This is a genomic window from Runella sp. (assembly GCF_965279615.1).
Lineage (GTDB): Bacteria > Bacteroidota > Bacteroidia > Cytophagales > Spirosomataceae > Runella.
The window spans coordinates 898,611-915,436 of the sequence record NZ_OZ257252.1 but is presented as its reverse complement, the minus strand read 5'-3'; the positions used below and the strand labels follow the sequence as shown (position 1 = coordinate 915,436).

Sequence of the window (16,826 nt, the reverse complement as noted above, 5' to 3'; positions counted from 1 at the left end):
ACTGCAAAAAGGTTGTTTCAGCCAAATCGCACGAATAAGCTGTTTGACAAGATCAGGTGTTTTAATTAAGTAATTTATTAAATTAATGAATAAAAAGATGATTTAATCAATGGATGTTAGCCATCAGGAAACAGCTTTTGAACTTTTTCGATCAGAATATTAGCATGACATGGTTTGTCAAGGCCACAAAAACACGCCAAATCCTTGTCTTTCAACATAGAGAAATCAGCATTTTCGTAATACATTCGCCAATTCCATACTGTTTCATCCATCTTTAATTCTACATCAATAGTGGCCGGCAAAGCCAACATAAATCGGTAGATTTCCAACATGAGATCAATGTCACCTTTGCAAAGCATTTGATAACGGCCGTTCAACTCAGTTTGAATCAAGATCCATTCATCGACAATCTTCATTGGGTTTCCCCATTGTCCGGGTCTGGTGACCGAAACCGCATTTTCAGGCATTCTCCAATCCTTTTTGCGTTCACGTTTAATTCGTTTCATGTCAATTGTTTGATTTGTTCTTCCGTGCAATACGCCCGAATTTCAGCAACGACCGGTGAACCCGGTTGGTAAGCAATGATCTTGCCTTTGATGCCCAATGATGACAGTTTTTCTAAAAAATAGTCGGGGGTTGTAGATTTGAAATAGTATCGTTTCTTTGCCATATTACTCCATATTTCACTCCATGTTTTGGTTCGCTCATGGCTATACGTGTTGATTTCCCATAAAGGTCGGATACAATTCGCTCTGCAATGGCAACCATGATTCCAAAATCAATTTTGTGGCTTTAACAAAGTTTGGATCGAACTTACAACTGGCCAGTTTTCCTTCAATCGGTTTTAGGCCACGTTCATGCAAAACACATTTGCCGTTTTCCAAAAATGCACAATGTCCTTTTTGCTTATCGAAGATAGGAGCTGTCATCACCAACGGTGGCAAACCCAATCGCGGCGCTATCATATTCATTGTCAATGCTACCTTATCCTTATATTCGGGTTCCTGCTGAATTAAATACATATCAAAAGGAGTACCGAGACACGGGGCGGTATGGCACATTTTTTGGCATTCTAAGCAACCACATTCCGTGGGCAGTACTTGGGAACGCTGAATGATTTTCGATTGAAAATGCAGGGTGTATTGAGGGGTTATGGTATCCATATTAAAAAGGGGGTAGTTCAACTTCACTTAAATCAATTAATTGTTTGAGAGCATGGCAATGAGCATAGCATTCATGATGCAGATAAAATTCATGCATTTGTTGTAGTCTCCATAAGGACGCACCGTACATGGTATTGAATAAATCACCGGCAGGAATATCTAATAAGATTTGAACACAAGCCGCTTGAATTTCCTGTAAGAGCATCTTTATAAGGTTTTAGCAAATTCAACAGCTACTGCATAATCCTTTAAAACTGCCATAAACCCACTGGCATGGCGAAAAATGAATCCTTCCAAATCTTCAACACTTTCGGGCACCAACGTTACTGTCGTATCAAAACTTTGAATTTGCCAGCCATTGGCATGAGGCATCACTGCAAAATGATGATCCCCTTTTTTCTTCCATAGCGTATTGAAGGCCTTGAAAACGGCAACATTGTTAGGCAAAATCTCACGCTCAACGTATTCCTTTCAGAGCGGGCATGTTCCAATGCGGCATGATTTTCATTTTGGATCACCAAAAAGGCAACCTTGGCCGCTACATTGAATTGTGCGTTTTGAACAGCGCGGTCGGTTACATCACGATTGAAGCCTGAAATAATGCTGCTTACATTTCTAAAGCCTTCAGGCAGAGTATGTAATAATGCATAGATATTGTTCCTATTGGTATCAACGGCATCAATGGCAGAAAAAAAGGCATCAAAATGTGCATGAAGTGTTTCAGGAAAAACGGGTTTTAAAAATTGATACACCAACCCCGCTGCGGAGGGTAAAGACAAATCCTGATGATGGTCAAAGTTGAGCATTGCAGGATTGTAAACACCGCCAACATCAATTACAAACACGGTCGGGTCTTCCAATGCCTCTGCCAGTAAAACCCTATCTCTTGTTCTCATCAAAGGCACATCATAACCGACGTATTTGATAAGAGCGACCGCAAACACTTCATCTGCGTGAAAGGTGGTGTCATGGGTGACGATACGTGAAACGCGTAAATTCATAGTTTTATAGTTAAGTGAAAAAATTATGCTTTGTTGTTATTGTCTGAAACTGGGCATATCAGGAAATAGAATGAGGTTTACCTTTCCCATCATTCGGTCATGGAATCGGGAGCCATATCTGTTTTCCAATTGGGTTAATGTGTGATTGGTTGAAAAATGTGTACAAAAGCCGGGCAGGTTTTCCCATCGCTCATACATTACGGACTCGGCAGTTTCACAGGGAGATTTATAATGATAGCCGAGAGGTTCAGCATTTAATTCATCCATTGCCAAACCGACATTCTGTTGACCGAAATTCAATGCTTCATTTCCCGGTATGTGTTTGAAAAATTCAGAAAGGCCAACCAAACCGGCTTTCTGGTAAATTTCAGGGAAGCGTTTTGCTTTTTGTAGATATATGAAAAGCGTGGATTGTTACGAAATGCTTTCAAAAACAGGCTTTTGCCTACACCATTGCTGCCGAAACAACCAAGACCTTTGTTCAGATCAGGCCGACCGTCAATGATGATAGGCTGACCGTCGAAGTTTTGTCGGCAATACCAATAAAACCGCTCATCACAGGCAAAATAATGGCAAAACATCTTGAGCATGAACTCCGTTTTTTCGTTAAGTCGAAATTGTTCGCCGGGTTTATCCTCATCGACCAATTTGGTTAATTCAGGCATTATAAAATCCCAATATTGGCGACTGGTGAAATTGGTAGGTGCTTCAATGGGTTTGATGTTCAAAATGTATTGAGAGTGTTTCAAACATGATTCTTTGGCTCTGCGCTCTTTCAAATATTGGTTTTTGTAATATTCCAGTCGTACCCGCGCCATTTGCTGAAATTTTTCATACTCTTCTTGGGTCAAATCCTCAGTATTTCCACTTTCAGCGCGGGTTTTCAGCACATGGTCAATTAATTCATCGTAATAAGCGTATGCCTTGTTCTCTAATGGAACCAATTCTTCCTCCGTCAACTCCTCACTTCCAGTCACTTCGCTTTCCTTTAAAGACGGCAGTGGCCCCGCCGTTATCTCTGAGATTATTTTGGGTTGTGTTGTTGCCATGTTTCTTGCTTTGTTTGACCTTTATTCGACCGAGATTCACAATATGTTCTTTCAAATCAGGATAATCGGGGTTTAGGGGTTGACTTAAGCCATGTTCCTGAAGGATATAATCCAAAATCAAATCGGTAAGCTGTGCTAAATCATTTTTTCCGTCGTTTTTGAAACCCAAAGTATGACAGGCAAAAATCACCCAATCATCATCTGCCAACAGCACGTCTTTGAGATTGTCCCAATTATAGCCGGGGTGTCCATTTTTGGGCGGCACATGACCCGGGGGGGATTTTTCCGGAACTTTTGGGGGGTGTTCCCTTTTCCAGTTTTCAACGTATTCCAAAAACTCCTCTTTTTCTTTTTTCAACCATTCAGGTTCTTCCCGCGCCGCCGCCGTTGATGTATTTAAATTATTATCTCTATTTTTTATATTATTATTATAGGTTAAACTTTGTTCATGGGGGGCTGAATCTTTGTTTATACCCTCCCTTGTACTTTGTTCAATACCCCCTTGTACTTTGTTTAAGGGGTTTAAACTTTGTTCATGGGGGTTTGAATTTTGTTTAAGGGTCTTAATTTTTGTTCTGGCCTTTTCAATTTCAATATCCCAAATCGGCAATGAACGCCTCAAAGTAGTCCCACCTTCTGAGCTGACATTTTTTTCAAGTAACCCTAATTTCTCCAGCCTCGTACAAACTTTGCTCACATATTCCGGGGTAACATCTTGAGATGAGCCCAATGTCTTATTGGAAGCATTGCACCATCCTTTTACAGAATAGTCAGAATGTGACGCCAAATTTGCTATCATGTTCATTATGCAATACTCTACATGAGTCAGTTTAAAATGTCGCCTGACATCATGAAGTATTGTGTCGTATTCCCAATTCATCCCTCTCTTAGGTCATAGCAATAAAAAAGCCCGCAACAGGTTCGGAGCTGTATACGGGCACACGGTATGAAACCGATATTTTTGGGCGTCAGAGGCTCCGACCTCTCCAACGCTCAAATTGTATACAAAATTAATGATATATTTTGATAATATTAATAATATTATTAATTTTTTTATTTACAATTTATTTTTTTGGACGAATTCGTATCAAAGAGGTGTAATACTCGCCTCGCTTTTGCTTCCATTTTTTTCGCCAACAGCTTTAATGTACCAAAGCTCTTTACTCCATAATTCACCGGTATCACGGGCTACATACACAAATAAACAGCTTTGATAGCGGCCGTGGTGCATGTATGATTGTGCCTGAAGAAAATGAGCATCGGGTAATATATTCTTCTTTCTGATTTCATCCAGATTGCCCGAAACCGTGGACTTAATTTCAAAAATCTGGTTTGGCATGCAGGTCAAACCTTCAATATGGCCTTTGACGCGTTTATCATACCATGCTACAATTTCTTTTTGCGTATTGGGTAATGCAAGCGCAATCCCTTCCAAGCGGCTTCTGATGTCAGCTTCAACCGAATATCCCAACGCCAAACGTAAAACGGTTTTATCGTCGAGTGGCGCTGAACCTTGTTGCATTTCTCGAACCAAATCACTTTCGTTTTTATGCAATTGTGACAGGCCCAGATAAAAACGTTTTTCATGACCGCCGTTCTGACGAGTCCATTCGGTCAAATCTTTGATAATTCCCTGCATTTATTTCAATAATAAGCGTGATTCTATGTGTTTCTGAGCAATTTCAAGGCAATGCCGTACTTTGACCAAGTCAAATATTTCTTTGGTTCTGACATGTGTTTCCATGTCAATCCAAATGTCCTGAGTTCCTGCCCGTTCTTCAATCAATCCGATCTGCTCTTCCAGATTATCAGGCCCCAATCCACCTGCAAATCCGCATTTCACATTGGGCAACAGCTCAGGCCATTGCTCGGGCAAAACACCTTCACCGTGTGAGAGATCAAACAATGCGCTGCAACTCAATCCTTCATCTAGTGCATGATTCAATTGATGAAAATTGACGTTATCGTATTGAAAAATGTATTCAATGTCGGAAGGCAAATGCTGAACATAGTCCATCGTGAATGGATGGTACTCTCCATGCGTATTGAGTTGAATGCGGCCAAAGAATGGATAGGACATAATCAACTCTTTGGCAGGCCCAAAACCTTTGAAGGTTTCTTTGACCGCACGGCCGCACATGTGCAATGAAGTATTTACCGACAAATCCGTTCGCTTTTCACACAAAATCCCGTACTTGGTTAGCCATAAAAACGATGGAAAACGGGGCGTGTACTTGCCCATTAACTGTTTTGAATACAATAAGCCCCATTCCACAAACGGGAATTCCTGACTTAATTCAATTACTTCTTCGGGTTGGACGGAATCATCCGCACCGGTGATGGTGACGATTTTAATCATGTTGGTACGTTTTTTAATTGTTTTGGTACATATTTTCCGGCACCTATTCAAATCGAATGGTGTAACCCTTATTAATGCCAGAGCATACACAGCCTTTCACCAAAATTGAATCTTTGGTATACGCCGTAAATCCACGGGCATAGACATCATTATCCCCGCACATAAAGAATTTATGGCCAGTCATTTTGATGTTGTTGTACCCCTGCTGCTGCAATACGCGCATGGCAGAAGCATCAGGATCTTTGCAATACATCACAATTTCTTCAATGGCATCTTTGATATTTTGTGCCAAATAGTCATTTTGCGCTTGGTCCGGAAATGCACATTCGTAGGCTCTTTCAACGTAAGGAAGGGCTTTTGTTAAGACTTCAAGTAATTCGTGATTTGACATGATATTTATAAGGATTGATTAAGCACACGCTAAAGCCGATGTCCACGCCGCGGCGACATTCACCTCCACAGCATTACCAATAAATTTCTTTTTATCTGTGTCGCTTCCTTTAAGGATGTAATCTTTCGGAAAGCCCTGAATAGGCAGCAATTCGGACACCTTCAGCATCCGCATGTAAATGTTGGAAATATTGAAAGCCTGCATGAAAACCTTGATTTTGACCATTGCTTCACTATCGCCTTTTTCAATGATCCAATGGCCGGAACCTTCTGATACCGAAACTACACTGATAGGGGCCTTGTGTTGACTGGCGATGACAACAGGGGAGGGGTTTTCAATTGAATGAGTATTGCCACCGTGGTTGGTTGTAACCAAATAATGCTGCCCAACAGTTAATAAAGATGGTGCAGGTTCTTCCAGTGAACGTGGCTCATTTTCATATTTGTAGTCATGTAACCACTGTTTTTCCACCGACACCATACGATTATTGCAATCCGTCAAAAGCGTTACCGAGGGTTCATCATCGGGCTTCAATGCAGCGCTTGAGGCTTGACCGAGCAGGAAGTTTTCAACGCTGACCAATCCCGCTCTGTCCTTTGTCGTAATACTGCCGCATGGTTTATCCAAGCTGTGAGCTTCTTTCTCACTTCCGTGATATTTTACCAAAAATTCAGGCGAAACAATGGACTGATTGTCGGATGAGGTAATTACCCGTGATGGTTGGCTGACAGGATAGGATTTGGCAGACGGTTCACCGCCGTTGGATTGCATAATAAAAGGATCTTGTTCTACACTCACAACACCATGACGGTTTTCCGTCGTCACCGTCAAATAGGGTTCATCCAATGATTTTACACGATTTTCATGTGAGCCTGAATAGTAAGTCATCAAAAACGGCTCAGGTGAAATTAGTGCCTGTCTGCCTTGGGTTGTGATGGCAATGGACGGTTCATCAATGCTTTTGCCGTTGTTGATACCTGTCTTTTCATTATTGCCCAGGTATTTCATAATAAAAGGATCTGCACTGACCAAACCGTGGCTGTCTGTCGTAGTCATTGTTCCGGCAGGACCATCAATACTTATGCATTTTCCTGCATCATCACCGCTGTAATACTTCGCCAAAAATGTTAAATCCCCTTTGGCTACATGCTTTACAAGTCCTGCATAAATACGTTTTAAGGTATTTTCAACAAGTGGCTCCTTTCTTCCGAAAATGCTTTCACCTTTATCTTCCAAGTCCAAACAGGAGCGTACGGCATTCCATTTCTTTAACTCACCAAATAGGGTCTGTTTTGCGGGATTTTTTGCATGGGTTTGTTTTGGCCAAGCTACCTGTAAGCCGGGTTTTGAAAATATCGCAAAGTAGCGTGATCGGGAAGTAAAAGCACCGTAATCCGCTGCATTCATGATTCTGAATGAATACACATAACCCATACCTTCAATTCCCTGCATCCATCTGACGTAATCCTCACCCTTTTTACGGCTGACAGGTATAAAAACGTACTCATCCCGTTTGGTCTTTTTATCATACTTGATTGCTAATTCAGAGTATGTTTTATGAGCCTTTTTACGTTTTATTCGCAATGGGCCCCATGCCATAAACTCCCGTACATTCTCCACTTGGAAATAATCGGGATTAATGGCACGGATGTAGCGTGGCATGTGCTTGGCCAATGATCTGCTGTCCGCATTACGTGAACCGCCGCCTTTAGCATTACTGAAATTTGTACACTCCAGACTTGCCCAAAGGCAAATTTTAATGTGTGGAAAACGTTGACGGATAGAACGAATTAAACCCGTTAATTCCGTCAAATTAAGCGTTTTTATATCTTCAATATAATGCAGCGCGTTTGGGTGATTGGCCGCATGAGAAGCGATGGCCTTTGCGTCGTGATTCACACAGGCGACCACCATCGCCACCTGTTCGCCTTTTGAATTCTTGGCTTTATGCACTCCTGTACTGGTCCCACCTGCACCGCAAAACAAGTCTACATAGACAAGTTTAATCGTTGGATGAAGTGCAATGTGATTTATTATTGATGAAAATGCCTGAGGTTGCATACCTATAAAATTTAAGCCCCCTACTTGGTATTTTCAGGGGCGGTAAATCAAAAAATCAATTTTCGAACAGCGTCAATTGGCTGCTAAGCCCGGAATACTCAAGAAATTTTGCTCTGAAAAACTCGCTGAATATCTCATACTTTCGATAAAGCGTATTCTTTTGGTCATTTGCTCAAAAATCGCTTTGTCTTCATCTGTTTCCTGTTTGAGGTCTTTGGTAGCCTCGTAATCAAAGAAAGTGTTCAATGATACATCAGCTGTAAGTAAACCAACCGGGGCTGAGCCTTCCAGATAGATCATTTGCATTCCATCCGTCTTTTTAACTTCAAACTTTTTGGCATAAAAAGTCCCCTTTGGCTCAATGAAGCTATTTATGTCAACAATGAGTTTACTTAACTCTTCATATACCTCAGTACCGATCAAATGCATCAAATCAATGGTTGTAACAAGCTTACTGCCATTGTCTGAAAGCGTTGTAAACTTGTAACCCTTTGAAGTTGAGGCAAACGCTGTCAGAAAAAGTAATTTCTTTTCCTTTACATCTTCTTCCAATTCTTTTGCCTCCTTGCTCTTTCCTTTCCCACTAAAATGTCCTGACATAAAATTGTTTGTTTAAAAGGTGAATATTTACTCGACGATCCAATCCTTCGCCAATAGATCATGGTGCAAAGGCCTCCAATACGTATCTGACACCCCCACGCACATGCGAAATGAAGGCCCCACCGTTGGCGTTTGTTCTTCCGAAAAATCAAAAAGCGTGTTCGGCAAACCGTTAATGGTTTCCCGCGCGGGTCCATCAATGGGGTATTTCCCGCGCTGAAACTTAATACAGGCATTATTTTCAAAAGTCGGCCGTTTGGCAATCGTAGCCTTTCCGCTTTCAAGCTCATCCGAAACCTGACCCCAACTGAGATTCTTTTTCATATTTTCTTTTTAAAAAGTTTATTCATTCTTACAATCACCTCAAGTACAGTCAATCCCGAATCTTCGTTTTTGCCATGTTTGAATACAATACCATCATTTGCGATGACGACGCGGCAATTGTCTTTGGCATAAGCACCCGACTCGGTCATTTCAAAACCATGTTTTTTCAATGCTTTTGCCAGTCTGTCCGCATCACCAAATGTGGTATCATTGATTTCCAATTGATCTTTCATGCTACCGCCTCCATAAAATCAAACAGTGTCGGTACCATTCGTTTGTATTCAATTTCGCGGCAATAGCCAACGCCCGTTTTGAAGTACACCGGATTCAATTCACAGCCAATACCAAACCTTTTTAGGGCAATGGCGCGGTAAGGAACCGTAAACAATCCCGCAAAGGGGTCATACACAATTTCACCTTCATTGGAAAATCGGACAATGACACGGTCAACAATATCAAAAGGCAGAGGGCATAAATGTTGTTCTTCTCCTTTTTGCCCCTGCGCCGTATTCAGGCCGCGCATTCTTGTTACATCGGCCCAAACGTCCTGATGCCATGATTGAGGATCAACGACCATGAAACCCGTTGGCAGTTTATCGGCACGTTCCAGCGCTTTAGCCGTTTCTACATGTTTGGCGTAATCATACACGCTTTTCAAACTGTCGGATTTCATCAGCTTCATGGCCGCATCCAAATCCATGCGCGCCAATTCATCCGGTTTAATCAAACGTTCTCCCGAAGAACGCCAAAAGCCGTGCGCATCAATTTGCCATTGGGCCCTGGTATATTCTTCTTTTACTTTGGTTACCGGTTCATCCGCGTACGCATTGCTCAGATCAGTCGGTATTTTGCGGAACAAAAGCAGGTATTCAGGCAAACCCGCTCCCATTTTTGTAGAATCAATACAGTTTTGAGTATACCCCAAACGGTACGTACCCGCGTTTTCTCTGACGACATCAGTCACGATGGTGATGCGTCCCATGTAGGCAAATCCATGCTTTTTGAAAGCCTTCACTACATCATCCGAAAATTCATACACCGTGGCCGTGGCCATTCCCGATAAATTGCCCGGTACCAAACGATCCTTTACGTGAATCACCGCCAATCGGCCGGGCATTAATATTCGTTTCCATTCAGGAATTACAAAATCCATTTGATTAAAAAACGCCTCATTTGAGATATTATGCCCGAAATCATTGTAACTCGGACTGTATTCATATTGCATTGAGAACGGAACAGACGTATGCAGTAAGTGAATACTGTTGCTTTCCCGTGCCATTGCATCCAATACACAATCATCGTGAATGGCATTAAAATTGGTACCGTTAGTCTCTATACGTTCAAGTCCTATGGTGCGGTGTAAGGCGTCAACGTTGACATTGGACAAACCGAACTCTTTGACAATGCCGGTCATTATTTCGGTTTGCTCATCATGCCGTCTCCATTTGGCTTCCAACTCACGGCGGATATGTTCTTCCTTTTCAGTGTAAATAATATCAAGTACACAGGGAAGATTCTGCAAAAACCGTTGGATACGGTAAATCGCCTGAATAAAATCGTTAAATTGATAATTGATGCCCAAGAAAATAGCGCGGTGACAATGCTTTTGAAAATTACAGCCCTGACCGGCAATGGAAGGCTTCGTGGCTAATATTCGGTAGTGTCCTTCCGCAAAGCCAACGAGCAGTTCTTCTTTTTTTTCATCAATTTGACCGCCGTACACAGAATGATAATTCAACGCATTGTTTTTGGCCCATTCATCCAATGCAGCACGCTCTGATTCCAAATGATGCCATATGATAAAATGCTCATTTGAAGTCGCTACGATTTCGGCCGCTTTGCTTACTCTATCGCCAATACTTTCCCTTTTTACCCTTGCTGCCGTACTCAGATCAACGGCCACTTCCGAAACGAACGTCAATTGGCCGTTGGATAATTGACGTTCGTTGTTACCGGATTTCACCAAATGCCAATTGATTTTCAACTCAGGCAGGTCATATCCTTTATCCGAATATCCTAAATCGGAAGGCTTGGTAATAAACAATGCCCAGGAAGAAACCCACAACCAAAACTCTTTTTCTTTATGTGGTAAAAGCGTGAGATTGTCCGCTTTTTCTGAATTTCGCTTGAAAAAACGCGTTTTAGCCTGACTCACATCCATCACTCCTAAAAACGCTGCATAATTCAATAACTCAATATAATCGTTAGGGGAGGGGGTAGCGGTGCAAACGAACCGATACGGAACTGACGCAAATAATTTTAAAAACTGAATATACGTTTTTGAAGCCACTGACCTCAAAACGGATGCCTCATCCAAACACACGAACGTAAAATAAGAAGGGTTAATGTCGCCATCTCGCACCCTTTCGTAATTCGTGATGATGATATCTGTTTCAGCTGCTTCACACTCTGCCTGCGTTTTACAATACGTGATGGCAATGCCCAGCATATCCGCATCTTTTTTAAATTCCTGCTTTACGGCGAGTGGGCAAACGATTAACGCTTTGCCGCCTTTTTGCAGTAAGGTAATACGCGCCATTTCCAATGAAATTACCGTTTTGCCTAAACCGAATTTGGCAAAAATGGCTCTTTTCCCTCCTTCAAGCCCCCATTTGACACAATCCCGTTGATGAGGATATAGGATTGAATTAATGCCGTTTATATCAGTTAGCCCCGTTTTAGGGGCTAACTTGATCTTCTCACGTAAAAAATTGTAATAAGCACTCATATGGCTTTGTTAATAGGTCGACAAATAACACAATCAGACGAAGGCACCCCATTGAAGCGCACTTTTGAATCATGCAGGTAATAATCGGGAGTTGTAACAGGTTGCACCGGATTCAATATCGGCATACCATCCATGTTAAAATTTCCCGAGGCTACACCATGCGTATAGGTTGTGGAGTTTTTTGTATCCATTAAATACACACGCACCTTATCTCCCTTTTTGATGACCTCCGTTAAAGGAGGTAATTCTTTTTTATCAGCCATTGTTGAGACGTTTTTTGAGTTTTTGAATAAAGACCTCACACTCATTGACAAATTCCAAAGCAGCTTGGATATCATCATCGGCATCATCGGCCATTCGGTCAATAAAAGAGTCTTGGTAACCCTCCGGGTAGGCAATGATCGTGGCAAGTCCATCCAGAGCCTGCCACGATGAATTAGAAGGAATCATCGGTTGTTTGAGGCAACTCCAACGATTCCAACAGGCGCGCAAAAGAGCGGGACACTACCTTGTGTTCAAGGTTAGGGGCCATCGTTTCCAGACGATATACCGCACGATCTTTGACGAATTCGCGGTATTCCAACACTTTTTCCGATTTGGAAACTTCGTATGAAAAACGGGTGATGTACCATGTCTTGGTTGGGTCGCCTTTACTGGTAACACGTTCGGGACGAGCCGTCAGAATAACATCACACAGGGAAAGTTTTTCGTAGTGCAACGGTTCCATCAAACGAAACAATTCGCTCACTGAAGTATTGTTGAACATGATAGAGGACACACAGTTCTGATTGTCAATGAAAAACAATTCAGCCCACATTTCCCTTTCGGTACGTCCGAACAGGATTCCTTCAAAGAACCGATACGCAATGGGTTGAAAGGTGAACGAAGACAGCGTTTTCCCTCTGTCATCCATCAAAACGCGGTCGCCATACAAATTAAATTGCCCGTTTTGGCCGTTAAAACGATACTCACGGGGGCGACCGGGAAGATATAAGTATTTATCTTCAATGATTTCTTCCCCTGTTTCCATATCAACTCCTAATTGCTGATAGGGTTTCATTTCGGTAGCATCAATGGCTACGGCATTGGTATTTTCCATGTTGTAGAAAGTAATGTGATTAATTATAAACAGATACTAATTCCGGGTTAGGTAAATCAAGCAACTGAATGGCCTTTTTTTCAGCGGCATCAAACTCCGCTGCGGGGCAGGGGACGCATTTAAGTTGTTCAATGATGGTATTCGAAATCCGGCGTCTTTCGATGATTGGATTGAAGTCGTATAGGCTTATTACCTTGACTTCATACTGGCTTAACAGCTTGAAGAACTGACCGCCGCCTTTGCTTTTAAAATACTCTGATTGCTTTTCCATTTATGATAGAGTTAGAAAGTTTCAATGTTATCGAATGGCATTAGGATTTCTCATGGCTACAGCGGCACACCAAAGCATGGCGCAAATGAACAGCGTCAATAAGACCATTGCCCACATTTTGAGTTCATCCTGTTGCTTTACCAAGAGGCGGAGTTTAGGAAATTTCATAAGTCAAAGTTTTAAGTGGATTGATAAAATTTAGATTGAGGATCGTCAAAGACTCATTCAATCGAGTCACTAAACGTTATGAAAAACTCTTTATGGGTTAGGAAACATCGGGAGAGGGTTTCCCTCTCCCGTGTACGCTATTCCTAAACCCTTTACTCTATATTCTACTACAAGCTCAGATTCAATAAATTACATTTATCCACCGTTTGCCCACAGGCTATTTTCAAGGCTTCACTGACGGTGAAATGATAAGCAGACCGGATTTTTTCAACCAATGCCCACCGATTTTTTCTTTCTTCTTTCCGACGTATTTGCGATGGCGTAGGTGGTGTTTTGACCAGTGTGATTTTATCACCATAACAGGAAATCCAGTCGCCTTTTACCGTGTCGAACAACACAATCAGCTTTGATTTTTTGCTTTTGGAAGCATTCTTGGGATGCTTTTCAGCAGGAATCAAATCAGGATTTCTCGTTACCCATGCTCTTCTTGGATCACCGTTTACTTTTTCAAATTCAATCAGAACGGTTTGACCGTTACCCAACGCCTTTTGGAGTTTTGATACATTTTTCATTGTTTTGCAGCTTATTATTGTAATGATTTAAATAAGACGGTTGTTTTACGGCCGTCTTATTTTTTGTGTTACAATATTAATAATATTATTAATTTTTAACAAATAATATTATTAATATTTATTTCACGCTGCAAATAATGAATTGATTCTCGCCTCTATCGCTTCCGGAGTATATTGCCCTTTCTTTAAATAGGCTCGGATGGAATTCAGACTGTAACGAACGCTTCGCCCCCGTTTAATTGTTGCCAACTCGTTGCGCTCAACCATACGATAAATTGTTCTTTTAGAGCAATTTAGTAATATTTCGGCTACTTCTATACCGACCCATTCCACCGTCACACGTACCTGTATCATTTGTTTGACCAACTGTTTTACCTCTGCGAAATCATCACGCAGTTTGGTAAATTCTTGCATTGTAGGTACATCCATAATAAATATTAGGAGGCTTGGTTTGTGTGTAAATTAATAATATCCTTAACTTTTGTAACGCTGTCGAACGTCACAAAATCGCCCTTATTGAGCTTTTCGATGCCCAATAAAATTTTCTTTTCCGTATTTTTTCGAACTGCCTCCCCATTGTAATATTTCATGACGCTTTGATACGCCTTGAGACCGGAAGCATCCGCAACTGTCTGATAACCAAACTTTTTAATGTCTGATTTTATCGGATTAAATAGGTCTGGTGTGTTCTGTACCACCGAAACAAATACCTTTTTTTGTCCTCTTTGTTGTCCCATGTTTCGACCGTTAAAATTTTTATTCTTCCGTTCACCACGGAATTTGCACATTATTAATATTAATGTTATTATTAATAATACTATTGCAACAAAATTAATAATAAAATTCATTGTTGCAATAATATTAATAATAAAATTAATAATTAACCATGCAAACCATGCCTCAGTTAGAAGAAAGCGGCCTTTTACGTAAAATCAAACTGCGTCGTTTTATACGCGACTATGCAGAAGATAATCAAAAACGCTTTGCTGACCTCGTAGGTTTATCACAGAATCAAATCAGTCATATGGTGGGTGTTCGTGATATATCCGACAAAATGTGGAACCGCATTATCAATGCATTGAATGTAAAGGATACTGCTACCAATGAGGATTATGAAAAACTGAAAGAACAGATTGAATTATCCAAAAGCACAGCGCATCAGGGTCAGCAATTGGAACAGTACCTTCGCAAACACGGCATTAAAAACAAAGATGCTGCCGAACGGCTCGGTGTGTCACCGGCCATGATGGTATTGTATAAAAATTCAGCCCAATTTCGGCCGGAGGTGGCTGACAAAATCCGTAAATTCATCCAGACGGAAAACGATCCCATCCTGACAGAAACGCGTCATGTGTATGCAAAACTTCCAATCATCACCGATACCGAACGTAACCTGACGGATCTTTCCAATTGTCCGACCTATGAGATTAATCGAAAAATGGAGTACGATCTGGAAGGCGCCGTCATTGTTAAAATCGAAACTGACACCCTGGAGCCGGCCATAAAAAACGGTTCTACTTTGTTGGCTTTGAAAGTTGAAGAAAGAAAATACAAATACCATACGGGTATAACGGTTATAAATTATGCAGATATGGTTGCTGTGGGTGATGTCACTTCAAATGATATTTTGGACAAAGGCTACATTACCCTTCACCGGGGAAAAGGTGCAGTACTTCGCGTGCTGGCGGAAGATATCCAAAATCTATGGCATATTGTATTGGGTCTTAACGTAAAATTCTAATGGTTACCTTTCGTGTAGAATTGGCATCGGCCCCTAATCGGGACGGTCATTACCCTATACGTTTCAGAATTACGGCCAACCGTCAACATAAACGTATCAGTATGGGTTTTGCCATCAATCTAAAAGATTTTAACCCAAAAGCTACCCTTGATAAAGCCAATTGGGTACGTGCTACCTGCCAACAGTCCCATATTTATAATTCCCGTATTCGGGAAAAGTACGAAGCTGCTCATCAGGCAGTCACTGAACTTTCACGAACATCCAATCCAACCGTTGAAGAGATTGAACAGGCTTTGCTGCATGGCAATGACCAGTCTTTCATTGATTATTATAAACGTCAGTTAGAGTACGTTAAAGTAAAGAATTCGTTGGGAACATCCGATAATTATGGAGTGCCTTTGAATAAAATCATTGCTCATTTGAAACTAAAGGGCAAAACCGATCTGATGTTTCGGGAACTTACACCTACCTGGTTGAAAGAGTTTGAAACATACATGATTAAAATTCCAAACTCAAAAAATACGGTAAGTAAACAGTTGGGTTATGTAAAGACGATCATTGGAGCTGCGATAAAAGACAAATTGCTCAGTCCGCAACACAATCCTTTTCAGGATTACAAATTTTCATTTGATGAAACTGAGAAGGATAAGCTGACACCCGATGAAGTAAGCCAATTGGAAAATATGATATTGGAGCCCTCCTTTCGTATATGTCATGCGCGTGACATCTTTCTTTTTATGTATTATACCCACGGAATGCGTATCGGTGATGCTTTATTTCTGAAAGTACGCAGCATTGAAAAGGAGCCTGATGGTCTGCGTTGCAAATACCAAATGCATAAAACCGACTCAAGACGTAATGTAAAATTAACGCCCAAGGCACAGGCTATTGCATTGAAATATGCCAAAGGCAAAAAGCCGGATGACTTTTTATTTCCATTCGTGGAAGTGGGAAAAGATTATACTATTGAAAAAGTGTATGAAGATACAAAATCAGCCAAAACATCGGTGGTTAACAATAATCTTAAAAAGGTCACCGAACGCCTGAAGTGGGATAAACCCTTGACTTGTCACATTGCAAGACATACCTTTGCCGATACCGCTCGGGTAAAGGGAGCCAATACCTATGCCATATCCAAAGCACTGGGTCATGCCCGTCTATCCACCACGGAAAAGTATTTGAAATCCTTTGACCAAAATGCCGTTGATGACATTAACGAGATATTTGAGTGAAACAATAGTGAAACATTGATGTCATTTAGTGTCATTTGGGCAAGTACAACGATTATAGATATACAGC

General features: G+C 41.3%; 27 protein-coding genes. 2 read left to right on the top strand and 25 right to left on the bottom strand.

Features of this window, described 5'->3' with window-relative positions:
* Window positions 1–116 precede the first annotated feature (116 nt).
* The 25 genes from ACQY73_RS04140 to ACQY73_RS04020 form a co-directional block, all read right to left on the bottom strand.
* Entirely contained in the window at window positions 117–506 is a 390-nt protein-coding gene (locus tag ACQY73_RS04140; protein ID WP_428661862.1) for a DUF4326 domain-containing protein, read from the bottom strand.
* On the bottom strand, window positions 503–670 hold the full coding sequence (locus tag ACQY73_RS04135; protein ID WP_428661859.1) for a hypothetical protein: 168 nt from the start codon (window positions 668–670) through the stop codon (window positions 503–505). Before ACQY73_RS04135 ends, ACQY73_RS04140 begins: the two co-directional genes overlap by 4 nt.
* A 40-nt stretch (window positions 671–710) precedes the next feature.
* Window positions 711–1,163 (bottom strand): hypothetical protein, encoded by a 453-nt coding sequence (locus ACQY73_RS04130; RefSeq protein WP_428661856.1) that lies wholly within the window; start codon window positions 1,161–1,163, stop codon window positions 711–713.
* Between the two features lies 1 nt (window position 1,164).
* The gene (locus ACQY73_RS04125; protein WP_428661853.1) at window positions 1,165–1,368 is read right to left on the bottom strand and encodes a hypothetical protein; all 204 of its coding nucleotides are present in this window, start codon (window positions 1,366–1,368) and stop codon (window positions 1,165–1,167) included.
* Between the two features lie 2 nt (window positions 1,369–1,370).
* Window positions 1,371–1,535, bottom strand: a complete 165-nt coding sequence (locus ACQY73_RS04120) for a hypothetical protein (protein ID WP_428661850.1) — start codon at window positions 1,533–1,535, stop codon at window positions 1,371–1,373.
* Window positions 1,535–2,164, bottom strand: a complete 630-nt coding sequence (locus ACQY73_RS04115) for an MYG1 family protein (protein WP_428661847.1) — start codon at window positions 2,162–2,164, stop codon at window positions 1,535–1,537. Before ACQY73_RS04115 ends, ACQY73_RS04120 begins: the two co-directional genes overlap by 1 nt.
* Before the next feature lie 36 nt (window positions 2,165–2,200).
* Window positions 2,201–2,464, bottom strand: a complete 264-nt coding sequence (locus tag ACQY73_RS04110) for a hypothetical protein (RefSeq protein ID WP_428661844.1) — start codon at window positions 2,462–2,464, stop codon at window positions 2,201–2,203.
* On the bottom strand, window positions 2,461–3,141 hold the full coding sequence (locus tag ACQY73_RS04105; RefSeq protein ID WP_428661841.1) for a hypothetical protein: 681 nt from the start codon (window positions 3,139–3,141) through the stop codon (window positions 2,461–2,463). The genes ACQY73_RS04110 and ACQY73_RS04105 overlap by 4 nt, the downstream gene beginning before the upstream one ends.
* Window positions 3,128–4,012: a hypothetical protein gene (locus tag ACQY73_RS04100; RefSeq protein WP_428661838.1), complete on the bottom strand. Its 885-nt coding sequence runs from the start codon at window positions 4,010–4,012 to the stop codon at window positions 3,128–3,130. The genes ACQY73_RS04105 and ACQY73_RS04100 overlap by 14 nt, the downstream gene beginning before the upstream one ends.
* Window positions 4,013–4,300: 288 nt before the next feature.
* Window positions 4,301–4,852 carry a hypothetical protein gene (locus ACQY73_RS04095; RefSeq protein WP_428661835.1) on the bottom strand — a complete coding sequence of 184 codons (552 nt, stop codon included), beginning with the start codon at window positions 4,850–4,852 and terminating at the stop codon, window positions 4,301–4,303.
* Window positions 4,853–5,572, bottom strand: coding sequence for a hypothetical protein (locus tag ACQY73_RS04090; protein WP_428661832.1), 720 nt, complete (start codon window positions 5,570–5,572; stop codon window positions 4,853–4,855).
* Window positions 5,573–5,615: 43 nt separating this feature from the next.
* On the bottom strand, window positions 5,616–5,963 hold the full coding sequence (locus tag ACQY73_RS04085; protein WP_428661829.1) for a hypothetical protein: 348 nt from the start codon (window positions 5,961–5,963) through the stop codon (window positions 5,616–5,618).
* Window positions 5,964–5,981: 18 nt separating this feature from the next.
* Window positions 5,982–8,024: a DNA cytosine methyltransferase gene (locus ACQY73_RS04080; protein ID WP_428661826.1), complete on the bottom strand. Its 2,043-nt coding sequence runs from the start codon at window positions 8,022–8,024 to the stop codon at window positions 5,982–5,984.
* A 72-nt stretch (window positions 8,025–8,096) separates the two neighbouring features.
* Entirely contained in the window at window positions 8,097–8,624 is a 528-nt protein-coding gene (locus ACQY73_RS04075) for a hypothetical protein (protein WP_428661823.1), read from the bottom strand.
* Window positions 8,625–8,651: 27 nt separating this feature from the next.
* Window positions 8,652–8,948, bottom strand: coding sequence for a hypothetical protein (locus ACQY73_RS04070; RefSeq protein ID WP_428661820.1), 297 nt, complete (start codon window positions 8,946–8,948; stop codon window positions 8,652–8,654).
* Window positions 8,945–9,181 carry a hypothetical protein gene (locus tag ACQY73_RS04065; RefSeq protein ID WP_428661817.1) on the bottom strand — a complete coding sequence of 79 codons (237 nt, stop codon included), beginning with the start codon at window positions 9,179–9,181 and terminating at the stop codon, window positions 8,945–8,947. Before ACQY73_RS04065 ends, ACQY73_RS04070 begins: the two co-directional genes overlap by 4 nt.
* Window positions 9,178–11,676 carry a DNA methyltransferase gene (locus ACQY73_RS04060; protein ID WP_428661814.1) on the bottom strand — a complete coding sequence of 833 codons (2,499 nt, stop codon included), beginning with the start codon at window positions 11,674–11,676 and terminating at the stop codon, window positions 9,178–9,180. The genes ACQY73_RS04065 and ACQY73_RS04060 overlap by 4 nt, the downstream gene beginning before the upstream one ends.
* Window positions 11,673–11,939: a hypothetical protein gene (locus ACQY73_RS04055; protein ID WP_428661811.1), complete on the bottom strand. Its 267-nt coding sequence runs from the start codon at window positions 11,937–11,939 to the stop codon at window positions 11,673–11,675. The genes ACQY73_RS04060 and ACQY73_RS04055 overlap by 4 nt, the downstream gene beginning before the upstream one ends.
* Window positions 11,932–12,126, bottom strand: a complete 195-nt coding sequence (locus ACQY73_RS04050; protein WP_428661809.1) for a hypothetical protein — start codon at window positions 12,124–12,126, stop codon at window positions 11,932–11,934. The genes ACQY73_RS04055 and ACQY73_RS04050 overlap by 8 nt, the downstream gene beginning before the upstream one ends.
* A complete protein-coding gene (locus ACQY73_RS04045) occupies window positions 12,113–12,775 on the bottom strand; it encodes a hypothetical protein (protein WP_428661807.1) in 663 nt (220 codons plus the stop codon). The genes ACQY73_RS04050 and ACQY73_RS04045 overlap by 14 nt, the downstream gene beginning before the upstream one ends.
* 19 nt (window positions 12,776–12,794) lie before the next feature.
* Window positions 12,795–13,046: a hypothetical protein gene (locus ACQY73_RS04040; protein WP_428661805.1), complete on the bottom strand. Its 252-nt coding sequence runs from the start codon at window positions 13,044–13,046 to the stop codon at window positions 12,795–12,797.
* A gap of 27 nt (window positions 13,047–13,073) precedes the next feature.
* Window positions 13,074–13,214, bottom strand: coding sequence for a hypothetical protein (locus tag ACQY73_RS04035; RefSeq protein WP_428661803.1), 141 nt, complete (start codon window positions 13,212–13,214; stop codon window positions 13,074–13,076).
* Between the two features lie 167 nt (window positions 13,215–13,381).
* Entirely contained in the window at window positions 13,382–13,786 is a 405-nt protein-coding gene (locus ACQY73_RS04030; protein WP_428661800.1) for an SH3 beta-barrel fold-containing protein, read from the bottom strand.
* A gap of 123 nt (window positions 13,787–13,909) precedes the next feature.
* Entirely contained in the window at window positions 13,910–14,200 is a 291-nt protein-coding gene (locus ACQY73_RS04025; protein WP_428661798.1) for a helix-turn-helix domain-containing protein, read from the bottom strand.
* Window positions 14,201–14,223: 23 nt separating this feature from the next.
* Window positions 14,224–14,634: a hypothetical protein gene (locus ACQY73_RS04020; protein WP_428661796.1), complete on the bottom strand. Its 411-nt coding sequence runs from the start codon at window positions 14,632–14,634 to the stop codon at window positions 14,224–14,226.
* 47 nt (window positions 14,635–14,681) lie between these two features.
* Between ACQY73_RS04020 and ACQY73_RS04015 the strand changes: the two genes are divergently transcribed.
* On the top strand, window positions 14,682–15,527 hold the full coding sequence (locus ACQY73_RS04015; RefSeq protein ID WP_428661793.1) for a hypothetical protein: 846 nt from the start codon (window positions 14,682–14,684) through the stop codon (window positions 15,525–15,527).
* Complete coding sequence (locus ACQY73_RS04010; protein ID WP_428661790.1) at window positions 15,527–16,759, top strand: tyrosine-type recombinase/integrase; 1,233 nt, start codon at window positions 15,527–15,529, stop codon at window positions 16,757–16,759. The genes ACQY73_RS04015 and ACQY73_RS04010 overlap by 1 nt, the downstream gene beginning before the upstream one ends.
* Window positions 16,760–16,826: the final 67 nt, after the last annotated feature.

What these genes read in the sequence shown, in the direction of transcription:
- ACQY73_RS04050 (WP_428661809.1), bottom strand. Translation starts at nt 12,126, where the DNA reads ATGATTCCTTCTAATTCATCGTGGCAGGCTCTGGATGGACTTGCCACG.
- ACQY73_RS04100 (WP_428661838.1), bottom strand. Translation starts at nt 4,012, where the DNA reads ATGATAGCAAATTTGGCGTCACATTCTGACTATTCTGTAAAAGGATGG.
- ACQY73_RS04130 (WP_428661856.1), bottom strand. Translation starts at nt 1,163, where the DNA reads ATGGATACCATAACCCCTCAATACACCCTGCATTTTCAATCGAAAATC.
- ACQY73_RS04125 (WP_428661853.1), bottom strand. Translation starts at nt 1,368, where the DNA reads ATGCTCTTACAGGAAATTCAAGCGGCTTGTGTTCAAATCTTATTAGAT.
- ACQY73_RS04090 (WP_428661832.1), bottom strand. Translation starts at nt 5,572, where the DNA reads ATGATTAAAATCGTCACCATCACCGGTGCGGATGATTCCGTCCAACCC.
- ACQY73_RS04055 (WP_428661811.1), bottom strand. Translation starts at nt 11,939, where the DNA reads ATGGCTGATAAAAAAGAATTACCTCCTTTAACGGAGGTCATCAAAAAG.
- ACQY73_RS04025 (WP_428661798.1), bottom strand. Translation starts at nt 14,200, where the DNA reads ATGCAAGAATTTACCAAACTGCGTGATGATTTCGCAGAGGTAAAACAG.
- ACQY73_RS04010 (WP_428661790.1), top strand. Translation starts at nt 15,527, where the DNA reads ATGGTTACCTTTCGTGTAGAATTGGCATCGGCCCCTAATCGGGACGGT.
- ACQY73_RS04075 (WP_428661823.1), bottom strand. Translation starts at nt 8,624, where the DNA reads ATGTCAGGACATTTTAGTGGGAAAGGAAAGAGCAAGGAGGCAAAAGAA.
- ACQY73_RS04085 (WP_428661829.1), bottom strand. Translation starts at nt 5,963, where the DNA reads ATGTCAAATCACGAATTACTTGAAGTCTTAACAAAAGCCCTTCCTTAC.
- ACQY73_RS04030 (WP_428661800.1), bottom strand. Translation starts at nt 13,786, where the DNA reads ATGAAAAATGTATCAAAACTCCAAAAGGCGTTGGGTAACGGTCAAACC.
- ACQY73_RS04040 (WP_428661805.1), bottom strand. Translation starts at nt 13,046, where the DNA reads ATGGAAAAGCAATCAGAGTATTTTAAAAGCAAAGGCGGCGGTCAGTTC.
- ACQY73_RS04135 (WP_428661859.1), bottom strand. Translation starts at nt 670, where the DNA reads ATGGCAAAGAAACGATACTATTTCAAATCTACAACCCCCGACTATTTT.
- ACQY73_RS04015 (WP_428661793.1), top strand. Translation starts at nt 14,682, where the DNA reads ATGCCTCAGTTAGAAGAAAGCGGCCTTTTACGTAAAATCAAACTGCGT.
- ACQY73_RS04045 (WP_428661807.1), bottom strand. Translation starts at nt 12,775, where the DNA reads ATGGAAAATACCAATGCCGTAGCCATTGATGCTACCGAAATGAAACCC.
- ACQY73_RS04120 (WP_428661850.1), bottom strand. Translation starts at nt 1,535, where the DNA reads ATGCCTCATGCCAATGGCTGGCAAATTCAAAGTTTTGATACGACAGTA.
- ACQY73_RS04035 (WP_428661803.1), bottom strand. Translation starts at nt 13,214, where the DNA reads ATGAAATTTCCTAAACTCCGCCTCTTGGTAAAGCAACAGGATGAACTC.
- ACQY73_RS04065 (WP_428661817.1), bottom strand. Translation starts at nt 9,181, where the DNA reads ATGAAAGATCAATTGGAAATCAATGATACCACATTTGGTGATGCGGAC.
- ACQY73_RS04140 (WP_428661862.1), bottom strand. Translation starts at nt 506, where the DNA reads ATGAAACGAATTAAACGTGAACGCAAAAAGGATTGGAGAATGCCTGAA.
- ACQY73_RS04070 (WP_428661820.1), bottom strand. Translation starts at nt 8,948, where the DNA reads ATGAAAAAGAATCTCAGTTGGGGTCAGGTTTCGGATGAGCTTGAAAGC.
- ACQY73_RS04060 (WP_428661814.1), bottom strand. Translation starts at nt 11,676, where the DNA reads ATGAGTGCTTATTACAATTTTTTACGTGAGAAGATCAAGTTAGCCCCT.
- ACQY73_RS04080 (WP_428661826.1), bottom strand. Translation starts at nt 8,024, where the DNA reads ATGCAACCTCAGGCATTTTCATCAATAATAAATCACATTGCACTTCAT.
- ACQY73_RS04020 (WP_428661796.1), bottom strand. Translation starts at nt 14,634, where the DNA reads ATGAATTTTATTATTAATTTTGTTGCAATAGTATTATTAATAATAACA.
- ACQY73_RS04115 (WP_428661847.1), bottom strand. Translation starts at nt 2,164, where the DNA reads ATGAATTTACGCGTTTCACGTATCGTCACCCATGACACCACCTTTCAC.
- ACQY73_RS04095 (WP_428661835.1), bottom strand. Translation starts at nt 4,852, where the DNA reads ATGCAGGGAATTATCAAAGATTTGACCGAATGGACTCGTCAGAACGGC.